General features: G+C 36.6%; 19 protein-coding genes. 12 read left to right on the top strand and 7 right to left on the bottom strand.

The annotated features are described in order from the left end of the window. Nucleotides 1-187: 187 nt before the first annotated feature. A complete protein-coding gene (locus ODR02_RS02425; RefSeq protein ID WP_209785339.1) occupies nt 188-3,466 on the top strand; it encodes a fibronectin type III domain-containing protein in 3,279 nt (1,092 codons plus the stop codon). A 174-nt stretch (nt 3,467-3,640) separates the two neighbouring features. Next, nucleotides 3,641-5,965, top strand: a complete 2,325-nt coding sequence (locus ODR02_RS02420) for a GEVED domain-containing protein (protein WP_309511512.1) — start codon at nt 3,641-3,643, stop codon at nt 5,963-5,965. 172 nt (nt 5,966-6,137) lie between these two features. On the opposite strand, the gene ODR02_RS02415 is transcribed toward ODR02_RS02420, so the two are convergent. Beyond that, a complete protein-coding gene (locus ODR02_RS02415) occupies nt 6,138-6,296 on the bottom strand; it encodes a hypothetical protein (protein ID WP_165791728.1) in 159 nt (52 codons plus the stop codon). Between the two features lie 42 nt (nt 6,297-6,338). Beyond that, the gene (locus tag ODR02_RS02410) at nt 6,339-7,166 is read right to left on the bottom strand and encodes an ion transporter (RefSeq protein WP_309511511.1); all 828 of its coding nucleotides are present in this window, start codon (nt 7,164-7,166) and stop codon (nt 6,339-6,341) included. Between the two features lie 250 nt (nt 7,167-7,416). Here ODR02_RS02410 and ODR02_RS02405 point away from each other — a divergent pair, with 250 nt between their 5' ends. The 3 genes from ODR02_RS02405 to ODR02_RS02395 all read left to right on the top strand — a co-directional run bounded on the left by ODR02_RS02405 (nt 7,417) and on the right by ODR02_RS02395 (nt 10,272). Beyond that, nucleotides 7,417-8,265 (top strand): hypothetical protein, encoded by an 849-nt coding sequence (locus tag ODR02_RS02405; RefSeq protein WP_309511510.1) that lies wholly within the window; start codon nt 7,417-7,419, stop codon nt 8,263-8,265. A 130-nt stretch (nt 8,266-8,395) separates the two neighbouring features. Further along, on the top strand, nt 8,396-9,493 hold the full coding sequence (locus ODR02_RS02400; RefSeq protein WP_309511509.1) for a Nif3-like dinuclear metal center hexameric protein: 1,098 nt from the start codon (nt 8,396-8,398) through the stop codon (nt 9,491-9,493). Between the two features lie 2 nt (nt 9,494-9,495). After that, complete coding sequence (locus ODR02_RS02395; RefSeq protein WP_209785334.1) at nt 9,496-10,272, top strand: zinc ribbon domain-containing protein; 777 nt, start codon at nt 9,496-9,498, stop codon at nt 10,270-10,272. A 321-nt stretch (nt 10,273-10,593) separates the two neighbouring features. On the opposite strand, the gene ODR02_RS02390 is transcribed toward ODR02_RS02395, so the two are convergent. Beyond that, a complete protein-coding gene (locus tag ODR02_RS02390; RefSeq protein ID WP_209785333.1) occupies nt 10,594-12,372 on the bottom strand; it encodes an AMP-dependent synthetase/ligase in 1,779 nt (592 codons plus the stop codon). Nucleotides 12,373-12,729: 357 nt separating this feature from the next. Here ODR02_RS02390 and ODR02_RS02385 point away from each other — a divergent pair, with 357 nt between their 5' ends. Together ODR02_RS02385 and ODR02_RS02380 are read left to right on the top strand one after the other, a co-directional pair. Beyond that, the gene (locus tag ODR02_RS02385; RefSeq protein ID WP_209785332.1) at nt 12,730-13,869 is read left to right on the top strand and encodes an acyl-CoA dehydrogenase family protein; all 1,140 of its coding nucleotides are present in this window, start codon (nt 12,730-12,732) and stop codon (nt 13,867-13,869) included. A 22-nt stretch (nt 13,870-13,891) separates the two neighbouring features. After that, on the top strand, nt 13,892-14,257 hold the full coding sequence (locus ODR02_RS02380) for a hypothetical protein (protein ID WP_309511508.1): 366 nt from the start codon (nt 13,892-13,894) through the stop codon (nt 14,255-14,257). Nucleotides 14,258-14,522: 265 nt separating this feature from the next. Here the strand turns inward: ODR02_RS02380 and ODR02_RS02375 are convergent, their stop codons facing one another. The 4 genes from ODR02_RS02375 to ODR02_RS02360 form a co-directional block, all read right to left on the bottom strand. Further along, nucleotides 14,523-15,467, bottom strand: coding sequence for a DUF4349 domain-containing protein (locus tag ODR02_RS02375; RefSeq protein WP_309511507.1), 945 nt, complete (start codon nt 15,465-15,467; stop codon nt 14,523-14,525). Between the two features lie 362 nt (nt 15,468-15,829). Continuing rightward, the gene (locus ODR02_RS02370; protein ID WP_309511506.1) at nt 15,830-17,425 is read right to left on the bottom strand and encodes a peptide chain release factor 3; all 1,596 of its coding nucleotides are present in this window, start codon (nt 17,423-17,425) and stop codon (nt 15,830-15,832) included. 150 nt (nt 17,426-17,575) lie between these two features. After that, nucleotides 17,576-18,286, bottom strand: coding sequence for a hypothetical protein (locus ODR02_RS02365; RefSeq protein ID WP_309511505.1), 711 nt, complete (start codon nt 18,284-18,286; stop codon nt 17,576-17,578). 1 nt (nt 18,287) lies between these two features. After that, nucleotides 18,288-18,992, bottom strand: a complete 705-nt coding sequence (locus tag ODR02_RS02360; RefSeq protein ID WP_309511504.1) for a hypothetical protein — start codon at nt 18,990-18,992, stop codon at nt 18,288-18,290. 108 nt (nt 18,993-19,100) lie between these two features. Here ODR02_RS02360 and ODR02_RS02355 point away from each other — a divergent pair, with 108 nt between their 5' ends. The 5 genes from ODR02_RS02355 (at nt 19,101) to ODR02_RS02335 (ending at nt 22,878) form a co-directional block, all read left to right on the top strand. Beyond that, entirely contained in the window at nt 19,101-19,931 is an 831-nt protein-coding gene (locus tag ODR02_RS02355) for a CPBP family intramembrane glutamic endopeptidase (RefSeq protein WP_309511503.1), read from the top strand. Between the two features lie 41 nt (nt 19,932-19,972). Further along, the gene (gene rdgB, locus ODR02_RS02350; protein ID WP_408914853.1) at nt 19,973-20,548 is read left to right on the top strand and encodes an RdgB/HAM1 family non-canonical purine NTP pyrophosphatase; all 576 of its coding nucleotides are present in this window, start codon (nt 19,973-19,975) and stop codon (nt 20,546-20,548) included. 68 nt (nt 20,549-20,616) lie between these two features. Then, nucleotides 20,617-21,531, top strand: coding sequence for a ribonuclease Z (locus ODR02_RS02345; RefSeq protein WP_309511502.1), 915 nt, complete (start codon nt 20,617-20,619; stop codon nt 21,529-21,531). 7 nt (nt 21,532-21,538) lie between these two features. Continuing rightward, nucleotides 21,539-22,309 carry a TIGR02757 family protein gene (locus ODR02_RS02340; RefSeq protein ID WP_408914923.1) on the top strand — a complete coding sequence of 257 codons (771 nt, stop codon included), beginning with the start codon at nt 21,539-21,541 and terminating at the stop codon, nt 22,307-22,309. A gap of 11 nt (nt 22,310-22,320) precedes the next feature. Next, nucleotides 22,321-22,878, top strand: a complete 558-nt coding sequence (locus ODR02_RS02335) for a DUF1003 domain-containing protein (RefSeq protein ID WP_309511501.1) — start codon at nt 22,321-22,323, stop codon at nt 22,876-22,878. Nucleotides 22,879-22,958 lie beyond the last annotated feature (80 nt).

Below are 22,958 nucleotides of genomic sequence, written 5' to 3'. Positions count from 1 at the left end.
GTGTTTTGTTATTTTTCCATGAATTATGAAATAGTTATTAAAATTAAATAAACGTTTGGTTTTATTGGGTTTTACTGTTGATTTTAATTGTTTTTGTTTAAAATTTTATGATATTTTTTAATTTTTCATTTAAAATTTAAATTAATATTTATAAATTTACCGCCCTAACTTTTATTATTACTATTTTATGAAGAAATTACTACTATCGTGCTTGGCTTCCTTAAGTATGGGAGTTTTTGCACAAACTAATGTCGCCAACTATACTTTTTCGAAAAGTACCGGGGTGGCTTATACCTCAATTACGGGAGGTACAAAATTATTCCCTACCGGAACTAATACAACGTATGACAATGAGGTATCTGCCGCAATTCCTCTATCATCGCCTTTTAACTTTGGCGGTGTTGCCATGACAACATGCTATGTGAGCGCCAATGGATTTATAACATTTGGAGCGGCACCTTCAGGAACAAACTATACTCCAATGTCAAGTTTGGGATCAACTACAGGAGCAATTTCTGCTTTTGGACAGGATGGAGGATTTTTATCAACAGATTCACCGCAGCCAGCAGGAAACCATGAGGTGAGATATGAGGATCTTGGAACTGAATTCGTGGTACAGTGGCAGGATCATGCTAACTACCATAACAGATCTACTGAAAAATTAAATTTTCAGATCAGGTTGGTTTACGCTACAGGTGAAATAAAGGTGATCTACGGAAACTGTACAGATCCGGGTACCAGTACTTCAGGCAGTACACCACAGGTAGGGATAAGAGGAAACAGTACTACTTATGCATCCAATGTAAATTCCCTGATGATTGGAAATGTACCATCTGGAACTACCTGCGATTGGTCTAAAGCTGTTACAGCGAGTGCTAATAACAGTACTATGATTTTCTCAAGCACAACCAATGCAAGTGTTAAAATCCCGGCTGGGCTGCAATATTCATGGGCGCCTGGTACGCAAGCTCCGGTAAGAACTTTTGCTGCTGCAACCGCAATAACCAATAATGCAGCAACGATCAATTGGACTGCTCCGACAGATGCAACGACTTATAATGTTCAATATAGAGCGATTGGAAGCTGCGACTGGACTAATTACAGTGGTAACCCGGTATCCGCTGCTACTGCTACCATTAATGGACTGACTCAGAATACAACTTATCAGGTTCAGGTTCAGGCTTTAAATGGGGCAGCTCAATCTATTTACTCTCATATTCCAAATGCTGCCGGATCAGGAAGTGGATATGCATCCGCAGGATCTTTTACCACTACACCAAACTGTGCAAGTACAGTAACCGGTCTTTCTTCCTCAGCTTTAACTCCTGAGTTTGCAACGATTAGCTGGACAGCTTCAACAACGCCTCCAGGGAATGGATATGAGTATTATTATTCTACATCTTCAACTACCCCTAATGCAACGGTGACGCCTTCAGGTTCTGTAGGTGCAGGAGTAACAACTGCAGATTTATCCGGTTTGACTCCTTCAACTCAGTATTATTATTGGGTAAGAGGAAATTGTAACGGAACAGATAAAGGGATATGGTCAAGTTCAGCAAACTTCACAACATTAGGTCTTTGTCCTACAGTTACAGCGCCTGCATCCAGTGCTACAGGAGTAAGTGTAACGCCTACCATAACTTGGACTGCAATAAATGGGGCTTCAGGTTATAAATTAAAAGTAGGAACAACTTCAGGAGCAAATGATGTTTTAGATATGGATATTGCTGGTGGAACTAGCAGCTCTTATGTTTTCTCTACACCTTTGAATTATTCCAGTACCTACTATTATTCTGTAACAGCCTATACAGCTAATATTACAGGGCCTGCTACAGCGTGTACAGTGAGATCTTTCCAAACAGCGTGTACATCATCTAATTTACCATATGCTTTAGATTTTGATAGTGTTACAACACCAGCTTTACCAAATTGTACAACTGCTATTAATAGTGGTTCAGGAAATGTATGGAAAACTGCAACGGCTCCAACTGGCTTTACAGGGAAAGTGCTTAACTATTCATATAACAGTAGTAATGCTGCCAATACATGGTTCTTTACACAAGGTTTAAATCTTACTTCCGGAGTTAGCTACAGAATCAAATATAAATATGCTAATGCAACCGGAACAACACAGTACCCAGAAAAAGTAAAAGTTGCTTACGGATCTTCAGCTACAAGTGCTGGAATGACAAATACTTTAGCGGATCATGCGAATATTATCGGAGGAACTGCTGTAATTACTTTTGTAGACTTTACACCAAGTGCAACCGGGGTTTACTATTTTGGATTCCAGGCGTATTCTGCTGCTAATATGAATCAAATCTATGTTGATGATATTAATATAGATGTTACTCCTACTTGTTCAGAACCATCAGGAGTTACGGTATCTGCAATTACTACCAATGGAGCAAGTATTTCATGGACTGCACCAGCTGCTGCTCCTGGAAACGGATATGAATATTATTATTCGCCAAACAGTACGGCTCCTACTGCCTCTACTACAGCTTCAGGAACAAGTACTACCACTTCAGCTCCTTTAGCCGGGCTGTCTCCTTCTACTACATATTATGTATGGGTAAGATCAGTATGTAGTGGTTCTGATAAGAGTGCATGGAGCATTGCTGCTACATTTAATACACTTTGTGGAACTGCTATGGCACCTTTTACTCAAACCTTTGATAATGGAGCAGCACCAAACTGTTGGAATAATGTAAATCCTACAGCAACAACTACTGATGCAACCCTTTTCTGGAAATTTGCAGGATCTGCAGACTATGGTGCAAGCCCTGCTAATAACGGAAAAGCTGCAGGTACCTATGCATGGGTAGATGCTAGCTCACCTTATGCAGGAGCTGGTACAAATACTGTACAATTGGTTACTCCTTCTGTAAATTTAACAGGTTTAACAGCACCGCTTGTTTCTTTTGATTGGTTTAAAAATCATTCTACAGTATCTACTACTACAGTTTCGCCTTCAAGTTATGATAATAATAAACTTACCGTAGAGGTAAACGATGGGAACGGTTGGGTAGTTATTTTTACAGATAACACAAACTTAAATCAATGGAGAACAGTGAGTGTTCCTTTAGCTGCTTCTTATATCGGAGCTACTATTCAGGTGAGATTTACTGTTGATAAAAATGTAAGTGGTAACGGATATTACTATGATGATCTTCTTTTGGATAATGTTGAAATCAAACAAAATCCTAATTTAGCGACTTCTGAAACTTCTGTGAAAGCAGATAAGATTAACGTATATCCTAATCCATTTATTGATACATTAACGATCTCGGATGTGTCTAAAGTGAAATCTGTTTCAATCATTGATGTTTCCGGAAGATTGATTAAAACTATTGAAAAACCTTCTTCTGAACTTCAATTGAGAGATCTTAAAGAAGGATTGTATTTAGTCGTTTTGAATATGAAAGACGGATCTAAACAAACCGTTAAGGCAATTAAGAGATAAAAATAATTTCTTAAAAATAAGAAGAAGAGGCTGCTCAATTTGAGTAGTCTCTTTTTTTATAGGTGAAATTATCTTTTGTTAAAGGAAAAGTTTAATTCGTTATGAGATAATTAAAAAAATATTTTTTTTATTGCTGATTTTCACTAGATTTGATTAACTAATACTGTTTTTTATATGAGAAATTTTTTACTTGTTGGTTTCTTAATGGCCGGCTTTTTATCCTCCGCACAGACATACTGTACGCCAGCGTTTGCTAGTGGGTGTAGTGGAGGAGATGTGATAGATTCTTTTGCAATTCCGGGTGCCGGATTTGATCATCCTGATACAGGCTGTTCTACTGATGCATATGGAGATTACACTTCTATGACAATTAACCTTAGTGCAGGTTTAAGTTATGATTTTAGTGTTAAACATGGCTACAGTGATCAGAATGTACGTGTTTGGATAGATTTTAATAACGACGGAACTTTTGATGATGCAGCTCCGGAACTTGTAGCTTCTGCGAGTAGTACTCTTGTAGGGGCAAACAATATTACCTCAGGGCTTATCACAATTCCTTCTACCGTTACTCCTGGTACTTACAGAATGAGAGTGGGAGACAGGTTCTCCAGTGATCCTATTCCTTGTAATACTGATGGATATGGAGAAGCTCATGATTATACAGTAGTTATTGGTGCGGTTCCAACTTGTTTTGCACCATCTGCATTAACGGTATCCGCAGTTACAGCAAATTCTGCTCAGGTGGGATGGACTGCTCCGTCTTCTGCTCCGGGCAGCGGATACGAATATTATTATTCAACCTCCAGTACATATCCTGCTGCTTCCGTAGTGGTTTCCGGGACAAGCAGTGGATTAACTGCCGATCTGCCTTCACTTGCAGCAGCCACTACTTACCATGTGTGGGTGCGTTCTGTATGCAGTACTTCAAATAAGAGCGCGTGGTCTCAAATGGCAACATTTATGACATCCTGTGTTTCTGTAGGGGTGCCATATGCATTGGACTTCGAAAGTATAACTCCACCTGATATGCCGAGCTGTACTTCAGTAGTGAATGACGGTTCAGGAAATCTGTGGGAGACAGGTGATCTGGATGCTCAAGGATTTACAGGAAATGTCCTTCAATATTCTTATGACTATGCCGATAATGCTGATACCTGGTTTTTTACCAACGGTATTAACCTTACTGCAGGAGTAACCTATAGAATTAAATATAAATATGCAAATGCAGAAGGAATGGTATACGTAGAAAAGCTAAAGGTAGCCTACGGAACTTCAGCTACAGGCGCAGGAATGACCAATACATTAGCAGATCACTCAAATATTGTTTCCAGTACAGCAACAAGTGCTTTTGCAAACTTCACACCCACTACCACGGGAGTTTATTATTTTGGATTCCAGGCATATTCTGATGCGAATATGAATCAATTGTATGTGGATGATATTAATATAGATGTAGCACCAGCTTGTAGTGAACCTAATGCCTTAGTTGTTTCAAATATTACGGCCGGAGGAGCTACAGTTTCATGGACGGCAGCTACTCCTGTACCTGCAAACGGATATGATATTTATTACAGCACAACCAATACAGCGCCTACAGCTACAAGTACACCTAATTTTACAGGAATTACGGCGGCTACTTATAATATTCCTGGCTTAGCGCCTTCCACTGCTTATTATGTGTGGGTAAGATCTGCATGTAGTGCAACAAGCAAAAGTGTATGGAGTGATTCTGCTACATTTATGACATTGTGTTCAAGTGTGAACCTTCCTTATACGGTAGATTTTGAAAACGTTACCGTTCCAGCTCTTCCTGGCTGTACAATCAATGTTAATGCAGGAACAGGAAATAACTGGGAAACAATGGATCCTCCTTCTGATAGTCAGGGATTCACTACCAATGTGTTAAATTATCATTATAACTCTTCCAATTCCGGAAATGCATGGTTCTTTACCCAAGGGTTGAATCTGACAGCAGGAGTGCAGTATACAATCAGTTATAAGTATGGTAATAACTCTTCAACTTATGTTGAAAAATTGAAAGTTGCCTATGGAACATCACCTGATGCATCAGCGATGACAGGATCTATAGCAGATTATCCTTCAATTAATGATGAAATGGCTCATACAGAATCTATAACATTTACAGTTCCTACAACAGGAATATATTTCTTTGGATTTAATGCTTATTCAGATCCGGATCAGTATAATCTTTATATAGATGATATTAGTATTAACAACGCGAATCTGGCAACAGCTGAAACGGCTGTAGCGAAAAACAGTATTCAGGTTTATCCTAATCCGTTTACAGACGTATTGAATATCTCCGATATTAAAAAAGTGAAAAATGTATCAGTAACAGATGCTACAGGAAGATTGGTAAAAACAATTGCAAACCCTGAATCTGTGATTCATTTAAGAGATCTAATGCAGGGTGTTTATTTAATAACACTGGAAATGAAAGACGGATCTAAACAGACGATCAAGGCGATTAAAAAATAATTCATCATTTAAATAAAAAGAAGGGGACGGGTCATTATGATCCGTCTTTTTTATGGGAGCTGGGATTTTGACTTTGAAAGTATTTATAAAAAAAGAAGAACAGAATATTCTGCTCTTCTTTTATATTTTATCCTGTGGCCATCACTGATGATGGAGTATTACCCATTGTTCTTTATTTATTGGGTACGGGTTGTATATCTCCCTTATTCATAAGATCAAAAACAGTAGGGAAGAACATGACTAATATAAAGTAGATGATGATCATCAGCACAATCAGTGCAAAAAGAATAATCACTAAGCTATTGGGTTTGTTTTTCTGTTTCGGTTCCATGATTTTGTGGTATTTGGTGAATAAATTTTATTTATACTAATATTAAGCTAATTTCTTGCCACATTTCTTACAATACCTTGCATCATCATCAATATCTTCATTCCCGCAGCGTTCGCACACCAGTTCAAGGTTTTGTCTTTTGTTTCTCATTTCTGCGGTTACAATACCAGTGGGAACTGCGATGATGGAATAACCGGCCAGCATCAGAACAACCGCAAAAAACTTCCCTAAAGGCGTAATAGGCGATACATCACCATATCCTACAGTGGTTACCGTAACCACTGCCCAGTAAATGGATTGGGGGATTGTTTCAAAACCTTGTCTTCCGCCTTCTACCATAAACATAAGGGAGCCTACAATGACTGAAAAAATAATCAGGAACAAAAGGAAGATATAAATTTTTCTCGAACTGTTTTTTAAAGCCCTTACAATTAAATATCCATCATTCATGAAATCCAGCAAATTGAAAATCCTGAAAATCCTCAGCATTCTCAACATTCTGAAAATCAGGAAGTATTTGGTAATAGGGAAGAAAAAGCTAAGGAAAAAAGGAACCAGCGCCAGAAAATCAATAACTCCGAAAAAACTGAATATATAATTCCGCTTATTTTTTACCACTGCAATCCGCATAGAATATTCCAGGGTGAAGAAAACAGAGATTACCCATTCAAGAATCAAAAAAGTATAATGGAATCTTTTATCAAGCTTTGGGACACTTTCCATCATAATAATAGCAGTACTTGCCATAATTAAAGACAATAATATGATGTCGAACAGTTTTCCAAGCTTCGTATCGGAGCGATAAATTATCCGGTAAAGGAATCTTTTCCAAAGAGTGTCCTCAGGAATAAGATTATGTTCTCTTTCCATTTATATAAGGTTATTTCACAGCGAAGTTAATAATTTCTATAAAGTATAGGGTAAATATATGACTGTTAAAAGAATCCTGCAAATGTTAAAATAAAATTCGTCATCAAAAAGTGAATTATTGGTACTTAATTGTGTGTTTTTCAGAGTGTTATATTTAACAAAATACGAATAAAATATGACATATAAAAATGTTTTTTTTAACATTCTTATAAGCCGTATTCGTAATTTTATTCTACAAAAGCTTTATATCATGAGAAAAATTTTAACCTTGTTTATTCTGTTTTTCATAAGCAGTTTTGTGCATGCTCAGGTTGGGATCAATACTTCATCACCGAATGGTGCTGCAGTGTTGGATATAGTTTCCAACCAGAAAGGAATCCTCATTCCTCGCCTTACAGATACTGACCGGGATACCAACCTGGCTGATAATGACGTTTCCACAGTACCTCCTGCAGGTGTCGTAAACGCTAACCTTACCGCAGGAACCCTTATTTTTAATACGACAACGAATAACTTCCAGTATTGGGATGGTACCCTCTGGAGACAGCTTTTTGTTCCCACATCTTCTCAGGCTGGTAACGACGGTGTCGTTAAAATAAATTCTGGAAACGCAAATGTAAAACCCTCATTCAGTTTAAGTGCTGCAGGTAGCGGTTACGGCCCAAGACAACAAGTTCTCTATGCTGTACCATTAGTCTTTGCTGCAAGCCCTACGACAAGCTGGCCGGAAACAACTGTTCCCTTTCCCGGAGTGACCTCCAATATTTATATTTCGGCTACGGGTAAATGGAGAGAAAATGAAATTAACGGCCAGGTCCATGTCTGGAGAGTAATCTCTACGATCACTCCTGGCTCCAACTCTTCAGGATCAGTAAAAGCTACTTTTAAAAATCCTGATTCCGGTTTTGAAGTTAACTCTATCCAGTTGGTTCCAAGTGGATCAAGTGGAACAGGTAACATTCTTACTTTTTATTTCTATACCATTGCAGACCCTGCAAGTCTTGATCCGGGGAAAGGGTATCAGCTCTTTATGGAATCCGATATAAGCTGTAGTGTTGTGGTAGAGTCCTTTACAAGGGTATCACTGTTCAAAGATTAACAGTCTTATTTAATTCTTTCTAATATCAAATTAAGCCGGCCGGAGAAAGCCGGTTTTTTTATTGCTGTAGAAATTTTTCCGGATTTTTAGTAAAATTAATATCTTCGCTGTAACCGTAAAATATAAATTAATGAAGCTAAAAACTGTAATTGCAAAAATTGAAGAAGAGATCAGTATCAGACAGGCTGAAGATTTTGATAATGTAGGATTGTTGTGTGGTGTTTATGACCGCGATGTATCCGGAATTCTGGTTTGTCATGATGCTCTGGAAAATGTAGTAGAAGAGGCCATTGAGAGAAATTGTAATCTGATTGTTTGTTTTCATCCCATTATATTTTCCGGACTAAAATCTTTAACGGGAAAAAACTATGTAGAGAGAGCTGTTTTAAAAGCTATTGAAAATAAAATAGCCATCTATGCCATCCATACCGCATTTGATAATGATTTCTTTGGGGTAAACCACGGAATATGCAGTCAATTAGGACTCAGCAATATGAAGATTCTTCAGCCTAAAGAAAATAATTTAAAACAGTTAACGGTTTTTGTTCCTAAAGAATATTCGGAAAAGGTAAAAGAAGCCATGTTCTCTGCCGGAGCAGGAAATATCGGATTTTATGATGATTGCAGTTTTACAGTGAATGGCAACGGAACCTTCAGGCCGGTAGAAGGTTCAAATCCATTTTCCGGACAGCAGGGAATTCGTGAAAATGCAGATGAAGATATGATTTCTGTGATTTTTGAAAGCTTTAAACAGGGACAGATTGTAGGTGCTATGAAGGCTGCACACCCTTATGAAGAAGTAGCGCATCAGGTGTATAGTCTTGATAATAAAAATCATCATGCCGGATTGGGAATGTATGGTGATCTGGAAGTGGAAATGGATGAAAAGGATTTCCTTGGATTGGTAAAAGAAAAATTTGGGCTGGAAGTGATAAAACATTCCTCCTTCAATAATAAAAAAATTAGAAGAGTAGGAGTTTTAGGAGGCTCCGGAGCCAGTGGAATACGATCGGCAGCAGCCAAGAAATGTGATGCTTATCTTACCGGAGATCTTAAATATCACGACTATTTTTTAGCGGAGTCTAAAATGTTGATCTGTGATATAGGACATTACGAGTCAGAACAATTTGTTACTCAACAATTATTTGAAATTTTATCACAAAAATTTAGTACATTTGCAATTTCAAAATCTATTGAAAAAACAAACCCAGTAAATTATTTCATTTAAATATGGCAAAAACCAACGATATTTCAGTTGAAGAAAAATTAAGAGCTTTATACGATTTACAGATCATTGATTCAAGATTGGATGAAATCCGAAATACTAGAGGAGAATTGCCAATTGAAGTTGAAGATCTTGAAATCGAGATTGAAGGTCTTGAAAAAAGAGCTGAAAAATTTCATGCTGATATCAAAGATCAGGACGATCAGATCAAAACAAAGCATGAAGTAATTAACCATGCTAAAACTTTAATTGAGAAATACAAATCTCAGCAGGATAATGTAAGAAACAATAAAGAGTTTGAAGCATTAGGGAAGGAAATGGAATTCCAGGATCTGGAAATTCAGCTTGCTGAAAAAAGAATTAAAGAATTCGGAGCTAAAATTGCTCACAAAAACGAAACTTTAAGCGAACTGAATGCTAAGATCGACGATTTGAAAAGCCACTTGAAATTCAAGAAAGAAGAATTGGATGGTTTGATCTCTGAAACTCAGAAAGAAGAAGAATATCTTATAGAGCAGTCTAAAGAATTCGCAGGTAAAATCGATGAGAGATTATTAGCTTCTTACAACAGAATCAGAACAAACTCTATCAACGGTCTTGCTGTAGTAGGATTAGAAAGAGGAGCTCCAAAAGGATCTTTCTTCACAATCCCTCCTCAAAAGCAGATGGAAATTGCTCAGAGAAAGAAAATCATTATTGATGAGCACTCTGGGAAAATCCTTGTTGATGACGAATTGGTAATCGAGGAAAACGAAAAAATGAAATCTGTAATTAAATTCTAATTATTGATTTTTAAAAATATAAAAGCTGTTTCAGAGATGAGACAGCTTTTTTTATTTGATCTGAATATAAATCTGCCTCTCTTGGAGTAAAGCAACTTTAATAGGGGCTTTGTCATTCCGTAGGAATCTCTGCACATTCTTTTAACATGATAAAGATTCCTTCGGAATGACAAAGGTTGTGTTGTAATTGGATTAAAAAACTTAATGAAGAGTCATCCATAGAAACGGGCTTCAGCCCGTTTAATCAAAAACAAACTTTCCTTATCGGCTTTAGCCAAAACATAAAAAAAACCGCTTCAAAATGAAGCGGCTGATCGTATTTTAATCCTGATGATCGTACATCTTATTATACAAAGCAATAAATTTCTCTTTTACCGCTTTTCTTTTCAGTTTTAAGGTTGGAGTAAGCAATCCGCTTTCAATGCTCCATATTTCAGGAGTAAGCTCAATTTTTTTGATTTTCTCCCAGTTTCCAAGGTGCTCGTTGATGCCGTCAATCTCTTTTTCAATCCTTTGCTTAAGTTCTGGGCTTTTCGCAATCTCCTCCGGTGTGGAACCGATATTCAGGTTGTTTCTCATAGCCCAGCTTTTTGCAAATTCAAAATCAGGCTGTACCAAAGCACACGGCATCTTTTCACCATCACCCACAACCATGATCTGCTCTATGAATTTAGAGGCTTTTGCTAAATTTTCAATCGTTTGAGGAGCAATATATTTCCCACCCGATGTCTTGAACATTTCTTTCTTACGGTCCGTGATCTGTAAAAATCCGTCACCATCCAAATGTCCGATATCTCCGGTTTTGAAGAAACCATCTTCTGTGAAGGCTTCTTTTGTCATTTCTTCATTCTGGAAATATCCTTTAAATACAGAAGGTCCTTTTACCGTAATTTCACCGTCTTCCTGAATTTTAACTTTTAAATTATCCAATGGAATCCCTACGGTTCCCACTTTCATCTTATCAAAGCTGTTGACCGAAATTACCGGAGAGGTTTCTGTTAAACCATACCCTTCCAAAATAGGAATTCCCGCATTCTGGAACATTAAGTTAAGCCTGGTAGACAATGCCGCAGATCCTGAAACCAATGTCACAATCTCACCTCCTAAACCTTCTCTCCATTTGGAAAATACCAATTTATCTGCAATGATTTCCTGAAGTCCGGATGGCTTTGAAATGGTTTTCTTCTTACTGATTAAGTTCAGTGCCCAGAAGAATATTTTTGATTTTAATCCTCCTGCAGAAGATCCTGTATTGTAAATTTTGTCATATACTTTTTCTACCAGCCTTGGTACTACCGTCATATAATGAGGCTTCACTTCTTTTACGTTTTCACCCATTTTCTCAATGCTTTCCGCAAAATAAAGAGAAAAACCGTTGTACTGATACAGATAAAACAGCATTCTTTCAAAAATATGGCAGATAGGAAGGAAGCTTAATGCTCTTGTTTCCTTATAATCCAGACTTCTTTTCTTGGGAATTCTCGGAATGGCTCCCAATACGTTGGAAACAATATTATTATGAGTAAGCATTACTCCTTTCGGTCTTCCGGTAGTTCCGGAAGTATAAATAATGGTTGCAAGATCTTCCGTATTGATCGCGTTAGAAAGGTCATCCACTTCAATTTGTGTAGATTCATCTTTACCCAGATCAAGAATTTCTCTCCAGTTGGCAGCGCCACTAATATTATCAAAAGTAAAAATGCCCTGTAAACTCGGGATATTGTGTTTTACTTTCATTACTTTATTCAACAGTTCTTTATCAGAAACAAAACAGTATTGAATTTCAGCATTATTGAAGATGAATTCGTAATCTTCCGGAGAAATACTTGGATAAACAGGTACTGAAACAACTCCGATCTGAGAAAGTCCGAAATCCATTATAGCCCATTCTGTACGGGAATTGGTGGTAATCAAAGCGATTTTATCACCTGGTTTTATACCAAGCTTCAATAATCCTCTGGATATCTTATTTCCCTCATTAATAAACTCCTGGGTAGAAGTTTTTTTCCACTCACCATGATATTTCGTTACAAACATATCCGTTTTAGGATATTTTTCTAAAGCGTAGTGTGGAATATCGAATAATCTCTTGATCGTCATGATTTTTTACGTAATTTATAAAGAAATTTAAATATAAGCATTTTTTTTAATTGAAAACATTTCAATGTAATAATTAGGAATTAGTTAAATGCTTACCATAATATATGGAATCAAAAAGGAGGCCGGAAGCCCTGAAAAAGGGATTTTATATTTTGAACTGATCATTTGTGAATGTTTATGGTTCTGAAGGTATCCGGTATTGTTTTTATCTCTCACCATTTCGAATCCCAAAACACGCATTCACTGGCATTAAACTCGCTCTAACTTCTATTTTCTGTGCCTTTTTTCTGCTTTCAATTTAATTTTTTCAGATTTGCTTAAAAAGTGTAAATTTACGGCTATCTAATTATTTTTTTTATGGACTTTAATTTATCGGAAGAACAGCTGATGATTCAGCAGGCAGCAAGAGATTTTGCACAAAATGAACTATTACCTGGAGTGATTGAAAGAGACCGTGACCAGAAATTCCCTACAGAGCAGGTGAAGAAAATGGGAGAAATGGGACTTTTAGGAATGATGGTAGATCCAAAATACGGAGGTGCAGGTATGGACAGCGTTTCTTACGTGCTTGCGATGGAGGAGATTGCAAAAATAGATGCTTCTGCAGCTGTTGTAATGTCTGTAAACAACTCATTGGTTTGTGCCGGTCTTGAAAAATTTGCTTCTGAAGAGCAAAAAGTAAAATATCTTACCCCATTGGCAAGCGGACAGGTAATCGGAGCATTTGCATTATCTGAGCCGGAAGCAGGGTCTGATGCTACTTCTCAGAAAACAACTGCTGAAGATAAAGGAGATTACTACCTTTTAAACGGGATCAAAAACTGGATCACGAATGGTGGTACAGCTACTTATTATATTGTAATTGCACAGACAGATCCTGAGAAAAAACACAAAGGGATCAATGCTTTCATCGTAGAAAGAGGATGGGAAGGTTTTGAAATCGGATTGAAAGAAGACAAATTGGGAATCAGAGGAAGTGATACACATTCTTTGATCTTTAATAACGTAAAAGTTCCAAAAGAAAACAGAATCGGTGCTGACGGATTCGGTTTCAACTTTGCAATGGCCGTATTGAACGGAGGAAGAATTGGTATTGCTTCCCAGGCTTTAGGGATTGCTTCAGGGGCTTATGAACTGGCTTTGAAATATGCTAAAACAAGAAAAGCTTTCAAAACTGAAATCATCAACCACCAGGCAATTGCATTCAAATTGGCTGATATGGCTACTCAGATCACTGCGGCAAGAATGTTGTGTTTCAAAGCAGCTTGTGAAAAAGATGCAGGAAAAGATATTTCTGAAAGCGGAGCTATGGCAAAATTATACTCTTCTCAGGTAGCAATGGATACTACTATTGAAGCAGTACAGATCCATGGTGGATATGGATACGTGAAAGAATACCACGTAGAAAGATTAATGAGAGATGCAAAAATCACTCAGATCTACGAAGGAACTTCTGAAATTCAGAAAATCGTGATCTCAAGAAGCATCGCAAAATAACATTTTATAAAACACACTACCTATGAAAAAATCTTTGTGGATCACCCTTGGTGTTGTACTGCTGTTACTGGGCGTATTTGTCTGGTATAAATACTATTTCGTTTTCGGAGAAGGAGTGAAATCCGGATATCTGAACTACGCTATGAAAAAAGGCTATGTCTTCAAAACATATGAAGGTAAGCTGATTCAGGAAGGCTTCGGAAGTGGAAAAACAGGAACTATTACAAGCTATGAGTTTGAATTTTCTGTAGATGACCCTCAAGTTTTCAAACAACTGGAAACGAACAGTGGAAAAACCTTTGATCTGCATTACAAAGAGTACAATGGTGCTCTTCCGTGGAGAGGAAACACAAAGTTTGTCGTAGACAAAGTAGTGAATATGAAATAAACAAATAAGGCTCTCAATCTGAGGGCCTTATTTTACACCAAATCACAAAATATTAATATATGAAATAAAATTTCCAATTTTATTTTTGAACCCTGTTTGATAACAAAGATTCATTCTCTTTTGCTTATACTTAAAGTTAAGAGGAATTTTTGTAATAAACAAATACTTCCGTTGAATGTTTGATAAAATTAAAAATAAGAATCGAACTTTAATTCTAAACCTCATTAAAAAAATATTAAAAATCTATCCAAAGACGGATTGAAATCTAATGAGAGTCGTTATTCGGAATGTTTTTATTTCTCTTTTTATAAAAATAATATCCAATACCGGCAATGAGAAACAAAGGCCATAACGGAAGAATAAACAGGAAGATAGAAGTAATCACATCCCAGCCTGATTCGATGGCTGCTAACGATTTTCCACCGAAAGTTTTAGGTTCTGTTTCTGTTTTCTCTTGATCACGGATATTTATATTGATCGTACAGATGGTATTGTCGGCATAGTTTCGCCCTGAAACCTGAATGTCTTTCGTATCAATATCCCCGATATTACTGCTGATAGCATCCATTAAACCATCAAAATGCTGGAGAGGAACTTTGATATCCAGGCTGTAGACTTTTTGATCTTCTCCGTGAGGACTTGCAGATTCCACGTAAGAAAGATTTTCACTTTTGATATAGCCGTTATTTTTATGGGCTTCTTCTCTGATGATTTCCTTTACTGTTTCTGTATTTTCTGCTTGTATGGTAAGATATCCTGATTTTACCATATTATCTTTAGGCATATTCAGCTCATAACTGTCATTTTTAGGTTTGTCTTTATAGATGATCTTGGTTTCCTTAATAATCTTTGGAGCCGGAGCTTTTGCAGCCACTTTTTCAGGTTTCTTCTCCGTGGAATCCCTTTTCTCTATTTTGGATTCCAGTTTTGTTGTTGCTATTTTTTCAGATAAAGAATCTACCATCTTTGAGGTATTTTCTATTTTTTGCTGAATATCGTTCTTAGTATTTTCAAAATCTTTTATTCTGATACTGGCAGAGTCCAGAACTTTATCCGCTGTTTTATTGGCATTATCAATAGCTTCCGTTGCCACTGTAGCAGCGCTGTCAGCTGAGTGGATCGCTTCATGTATTGTATCCTGTGCAACTTCTCCTTTTTTACACATAATGAAAGTGCTTGATATAGCAACGAGTAAGATGAACTTTTTCATAAGTTTAATTTTTTTGATGAAGTAAAATTAGAAGGGAAGTTCTTGTAAAGATTGTAAATGAAATGTATTGTACTGGTAAAATAGTAACTGTTATATTTTCAGTGTTTTGTATTTGATTTACAAAAGATTTACAAAGCGTTTTTCCGAGTTTGCGGTATTGAAATGATTTTAAAGCTTTGTCTTTTTACTCAATAGTAGTTTGGGAAACTGAAGATTCCCATCCTTCGGAGGGGTGGCGAAAATTCAACGAATTTTTGACGGGGTGGTTTCAAACCCTATCATAAAAAAATCCGCAGAAAATTTCTGCGGATCTATATTTAAAACAATTTCGGCTTTTTGCGATTTTGCTCTTTTATTTCAGATTAATTTTCTCTGAACTCACTAATGAAGTGTAGCTTCACATTCGGGAATTTTTCCTGGGTCATATGAATCGTGAAAGAAGAATCTGCAAGGAATACCAATTGATTGTATTTATCTCTTGCCAGGAATCTCTGTTTTAATCTTGCAAATTCTTTGAATTCTTCAGACTTTTCATCAGCTTCTACCCAACATGCTTTGTGCATGGATAGAGGTTCATACGTACATTTTGCCCCATATTCATGTTCCAGACGGTATTGAATAACCTCGTACTGAAGCGCTCCCACAGTTCCGATGATCTTTCTTCCGTTCATCTCAAGCGTAAATAGCTGTGCAACCCCTTCATCCATCAACTGATCAATACCTTTTGCCAATTGCTTAGCTTTTAACGGATCATTGTTGTTGATATAACGGAAATGTTCAGGAGAGAAGCTTGGAATTCCTTTGAAGCTTAATTTTTCTCCACCAGTTAATGTATCTCCGATTCTGAAACTTCCGGTATCATGTAAGCCCACGATATCACCAGGGAAACTTTCTTCCACTACTTCTTTTTTGTCAGCAAAGAATGCGTTAGGAGAGGAGAATTTCATTTTTTTACCTTCTCTTACCAATAAATAATTTTCGTTTCTTTTGAAGGTTCCGGAAACAATCTTTACGAAGGCAAGTCTGTCTCTGTGTTTAGGATCCATATTCGCATGGATTTTGAAAACGAATCCTGTGAAAGTGCTTTCTTCAGGCTTTACCAGACGGGTATCACTTTCTTTTGGCTGTGGCATTGGTGCAATATCAATGAAAGCATCCAGTAACTCACGAACTCCAAAGTTATTTAAAGCCGAACCGAAGAATACCGGCTGAAGATCACCTTTCATATAATCCTCACGATTAAACTCAGGGTAAACAGACTGGATCAGATCAAGCTCTTCTCGTAAAGTTTTTGCTGCTTTTTCACCAATAACATCATCAATAGAAGTATCATTAATGTCGTCAAACTTAATAGAATCCCCAACTTTCTGTTTTTTCTCTTCTAAGAATAGCTGAATATTGTTTTCCCAGATATTGTAAATTCCCTGAAAGTCACTTCCCATACCAATTGGCAAAGAAAGCGGGCAGACTGTTAACCCTAATTTTTGTTCTACTTCGTCTAACAGATCGAAGGCATCTTTACCTTCACGGTCAAGTTTATTGATGAAAACCAACATTGGGATGTTTCTCATTCTGCAAACCTTAACCAGTTTTTCAGTTTGTTCCTCAACCCCTTTTGCAACGTCAATCACAACGATTACTGAATCTACAGCCGTTAATGTTCTGTAGGTATCTTCAGCAAAGTCTTTGTGACCCGGAGTATCGAGAATGTTGATTTTGTGGTCTCTATATTCAAAAGCCAATACGGAAGTCGCTACAGAGATTCCTCTCTGTCTTTCAATTTCCATAAAGTCGGAGGTAGCTCCTTTTTTTATTTTGTTGGATTTTACCGCACCTGCTTCCTGAATCGCACCCCCGAAAAGAAGTAACTTTTCTGTAAGGGTTGTTTTTCCGGCATCCGGGTGGGAAATGATCCCGAAGGTCTTTCTTTTTTGTATTTCTTTGATTAAGTCTGACATATCGTATTTTGAAGTTGCAAAAATCGGGATTTTTTGCGAGGTTTTCAAATTTTAATTAAGACAATGTTAATTAAGCAGAAGAATAGATGGATAGTCACGTTTGAGAATAATACATGTGGCTGCGAACCCATGAATAGTTGGGCTTATCTGTCAAACAAGCATTTTTATTAATAATATGAAGACATAGATCAATCCGGCAGTAATCATTATAAAAAAGGCAGACATAACGTATTCAAATATTCCAAATTCAGTTTTTTGCGGTGCTGAACTAAGGTTATACTGCTCAATAGTCTGCATACTTATTTTCAGATCAGGACGAAAATGTTGGATTCCTTTTAGAAAATGACGGTACAAATCATATTGGTTGCTTAGAATTACCAATTCAAAATTAAAGTCTACACTTGAAGCTACAATTTCTCCTGTTTTATTTTTCACATAGATCTGTAATGTTGTTTTGCCGTATTTTACAGTCTGAGTGTTTCGGACATATACATCGTCAGATGGATTTTTGGCTGGCTGAAGATCGATGTATAGAATGGTTTCAATAATGGTATTTTGATTGTTGTAGAAAGTAATTCCTCTCTCATCTACAAGAACTTTTCTTGCTTTTTCTTTTTTTCGGTACGTTAAAGCCACTATCAAGGCTATACAGCAAAATATAAGAAGAAGCTGGGCAATAAGAAGTGTGAAAAAAATACCAGGATCATTCTCTAAATATTGTCTGAAATTATTGTATATAAGATCGAAAACGACCCCGATTACTACCATAATCAAAATGACAGCTATCCAGATAATCCCCATTAAAAAATAAGTAATGGGTTTATTGATTTTGGATTCTATGGTCTGGAATTTTTCTGTCATATTAATTGTGAGTTTCAGATAATAAAAAAACAAGCCCGCATATAAGTGCTGTAATACTAAGAGTGGCCAGAATTAAAAGCCAGCCTCCCAAAGAAATCCCTTTGCTATTCACCTTCCATGTTTCCGTATCAATAGAATAGTTACGAAAAACAAAAGGATCTACTGTTAAGTCAGGGCGGAAAGTCACAATGCCGTGCAGGAAATGTGCATACAAAGTATATTTATTTTTTACCACCTTTAAAGGGAGATTCATGTCAATACGTTTTGTAATTTCTTCTTTTTTCTCTGATTGGATCGTAAGTTCTAGTAAAGGAGAAATACCCGATCCTACAGGATTTACAATATAGATATCAAAGTTTTGTTTTGAAGGGCGAAGATCTGTATAGAGAATCTGGTCTGCAATTTCATCTTTTGCATTATAAAATAAAAGTCCGGTTTCATCAACCACAATTTTACTTTCTATTTTCTTTCTTTTTCTACTATAATAACGGACTGTGGGGATTAAAATAAGTGCCGAAATTCCCCAACCTACCAATGCGGGATAAATCATTGCTTCAAATCCTCTTTTATAAATTCCGTAAACAGGCCCCAGAACGAAAAGTATAGTGAAAGGAATAAAGATCACAAAGAAAAGCCCATTCAGAACAACAGTCATTAATCTGTTGTTTGTAGACTCAATTCTTTGGAATGGAAATTCTGTATTCATTTTGTGATGTTCATGGATAAAGGAACGAAAATAAGAAAATCCTTTTTTAGTTGCCTGTAGCAGTCAAAAAAATTATCTTTGTTTCTCATAAACTTTTACAGAGAAAGGATGGAAAATAGCAAATATCCAAAGTTTACGTTTACATGGTTTGGCGGTGTCGTTTTGGTGGTTGGATTATTCGTGGGAACAATGGCTGTTTCCTTATTCAGCACTTTTTGGAAAGTTGTTTTCCGGGAAAATCTTGAACTGAAAGACTGGTTTCTGATGCTAGCGAATTCTGTAGGATTCCTTACGGCTATTGCCTTTTTTGACTTTTTCATTGTAAGGCGCACCACTCAAAAGAGGCTTAACTTCAATTTATCATCGGTTAATTTCTCTACCTATCTCCTGATCTTTCCCATGATGGCAGGAATGATGTTTATTTCTGAATTTATTGCCGCTCAGATTCCGACTACCGGGCCTTTTTTTGGCGATTTTTATGAATATTTTACCCAATTAATGAGTCAACTGACGGATAATCCTGTTGTAATGATTATCATGACGGTAATTATGGCTCCCATTTTTGAGGAAATTATATTCAGGGGAATTATTCAGAAAGGATTGATTAATAAAGGAGTAGAACCATGGAAAGCAATTTTATATGCTTCCATTATTTTTGGGGTGGTTCACGGAAATCCATGGCAGTTTATCAGTGCAGTGATGCTGGGCTGTGTACTGGGATTGGTATATCATAAAACAAAATCTTTACTGATGCCGATATTGCTGCATGCATTTAATAATTTAACCCTATCACTATTGGTGCTTTACGGTAAAGATGAGAGTTTTGCAAAGGTTCTGCATGTTTCAGAATGGCTTATTCTGGCTGTTGGAATTGTACTTTTCTCTTTATTCTACTATCTCTTTATGAAAAAGTATAAAGTACATTATGCTGAAATGTAAGTAACCAGGCTAAAAAAGTAAAATTGAAAATGAATATAGAAATGGAATTATTAGTAGCTACACACAACGAACATAAAAAAGAAGAAATCCAACAAATCCTGGGAAGTGATTGTGTTGTGAAAAGTCTTACCGATTACAACATTCACGAAGAAATTGTAGAAGACGGAGATTCTTTTCATGCCAATGCCCTGATCAAGGCCAAATACTGTTTTGAGAAAACCGGAGTTCCAAGTCTGGGAGACGACAGCGGTTTGGTAGTTGAATCTTTAGACGGAAGACCTGGGATTTTCTCAGCCCGTTATGCGGGAGATCATGATTTTGCCAAAAATATCGAAAAGGTATTGGAAGAAATGCAGGGTGTTGAAAACAGAAAAGCTTATTTTGTGACGGTTCTGTGCTACTATGATGAAAATGGGGCTCAATATTTTGAAGGCAGAGTTCACGGAAATTTACTGACTGAAAATAAAGGTTTCAAAGGATTCGGATATGATCCGATTTTTGTTCCTGAAGGTTATGAAAGAACCTTTGCTGAAATGAATCCTGAAGACAAAAATAAAATCAGCCACCGTAAACAGGCGTTAGACCTATTTATGGATTTTTTAAAAGTAACTGATTAAGTTTAAATATCAGGGTGAACCACCCATTTAGATTTTCTGTTGTACATTTGTTATCATAAATTATTGATTTGAGTACGTATTTAACAATATTAGGTTTTAATTCTGCTATCCCAACCATCAACACATCGCCTACAGCACAGCTGCTGGAAATGGAAGAAAGACTCTTCCTGATTGATTGTGGAGAAGGTACACAAGTACAGCTTAGGAAAGCAAAAGCAAGATTTTCAAAGATCAATCATATTTTTATCTCTCATCTTCACGGAGATCATTGTTTTGGACTTCCGGGACTTATTGCTTCTTTCCGTCTTCTGGGAAGAGATACACCGCTGCATGTCTACGGGCCGAAAGGAATAAAAAAGATGCTGGAAACTATTTTCCAGATTACAGAAACCCATCGAGGTTTTGAAGTGGTTTATCATGAGCTGGACAAAGATTATTCTGAAAAAATATATGAGGACAACAGGATAGAGGTATATACTATTCCGTTGGATCACAGGATTTACTGTAATGGCTATCTTTTTAAAGAAAAGCAGAAAGACAGGCATCTTAACATGAAAGAAATTGCCAAATACAGTGAAATTGAAACCTGTGATTATCATAATATAAAAGCAGGAAAAGATTTTGTACTGAGTGACGGCTATGTTCTTAAAAATGAAATTCTGACTCTTGAGCCTGCTCCGTCAGTGTCGTATGCATTTTGCAGTGATACCCGCTATCTTGAAAGTGTTATTCCGATTATTAAAAATGTAACGGTGCTCTATCATGAATCCACATTTTTACATGATCTGAAGGAAATGGCAGATTATACAGGACATACCACAGCATTGGAAGCCGCAACAATTGCTAAGAAGGCTCAGGTGGGAAAATTGATCTTAGGACATTTTTCAAACAGATATGGAGATTTAACCGTATTTACCGATCAGGCCAGAGAAATTTTCCCGAATACATTTTTGCCCAAAGCATTGGAAAGTGTAAAGATTTAGAATGAATATGCTGAAATTTGAAGAACTTAGAGACTTTCTCAACGAAAAGGCAGATCAGTATAACGCCCCCGATTTTATTGAAAATGATCCCATCCAGATCCCACACCGTTTTTCTTTAAAACAGGATATTGAAATCGCAGGATTTCTGGCAGCTACAATCTCCTGGGGAAACAGAAAATCAATCATTAATTCTGCGGATAAAATGCTTGATATTATGGGAAACTCTCCCTATGATTTTGTGATGAACTATTCTGAAAAGGATCTGAAGGAAATTCAGGATAAAAGTATTCACAGAACTTTCAACGGACAGGACTTTTCCTATTTTATAAGACAGTTCAACAGAATTTATAAAGAAAATGAAAGCCTGGAAAGTCTATTTGACGTAAAAAAAACGGAGCATAACTTTCTCCATGCCATAGAACGATTCAGAAACGGATTTCTGGAAACAGAAAAACACAGAAGCCATAAACACGTCAGTTCTCCTTACAAAAACTCCTCTGCAAAAAGGATTATTATGTTTTTGAGATGGATGGTGCGTAAAGACAAAAGGGGAGTAGATTTTGGAATTTGGGAAAAAATAGATCAGAAGCATCTTTCCATTCCTCTGGATGTGCATACCGGAAATATTTCCAGAAAACTGGGATTGGTTTCCAGAACACAGAATGACTGGAAAACGGTAGAGGAGCTGGATGTTGCCATTAGAAAATTTGATGAAAAAGATCCTGCAAAATATGACTTTGCCTTGTTTGGATTAGGGGTAACCAAAGAACTGTTGTAAAAATATAAAGGATGAAAAAATATAACGAAAAAAAAGAAGTTCTTGAAAAAATAGCGGACAGTATTACTTCATGGATTGGATCTATTCAGTCCCTGATTGTTCATACGCTGCTGTTCCTTACCTCGTTTTTGCTGCCAATGCTGAATATCGTTGATTTTGACAAAATGCTTCTTATTCTTACTACGGTACTTTCTCTGGAAGCTATTTATCTGGCCATCTTCATTCAGATGTCAGTGAATAAAAGCCACGAGAAAATTGAAGATATTCAGGAAGATATTGAAGAGATCAGTGAAGACATTGAGGATATTCAGGAAGATCTTGAAGAAATCAGCGAAGACATTGAAGAGATCAATGAAGATATAGAAGATATCCAGGAAGATATTGAGGAGATCAGTGAGGATATTGAAGAAATTAATGAAGAAGAAGATGAAGAGGATCACAGTGAAAGAGCAAAAAATGTAATACTGAAGAGTAATGTAAGCTCGAACAAGTATGAAATAAAAGCTTTAAAAGACATTATCTCTCAGCTGCAGAATGAAATTGATCAGTTGAAAAAAGACGATAAATAACCGAAATACTGAGAATAAAAATATAAAACAGATCAATGCTATTGGTCTGTTTTTTTTATGCTTGAATTTTAATATTCAAT

The sequence above is a fragment of the Chryseobacterium sp. CFS2 genome (genome assembly GCF_036543225.1).
Taxonomy (GTDB): domain Bacteria; phylum Bacteroidota; class Bacteroidia; order Flavobacteriales; family Weeksellaceae; genus Chryseobacterium; species Chryseobacterium culicis_A.
This window is presented reverse-complemented; position numbering and strand designations above follow the sequence as displayed.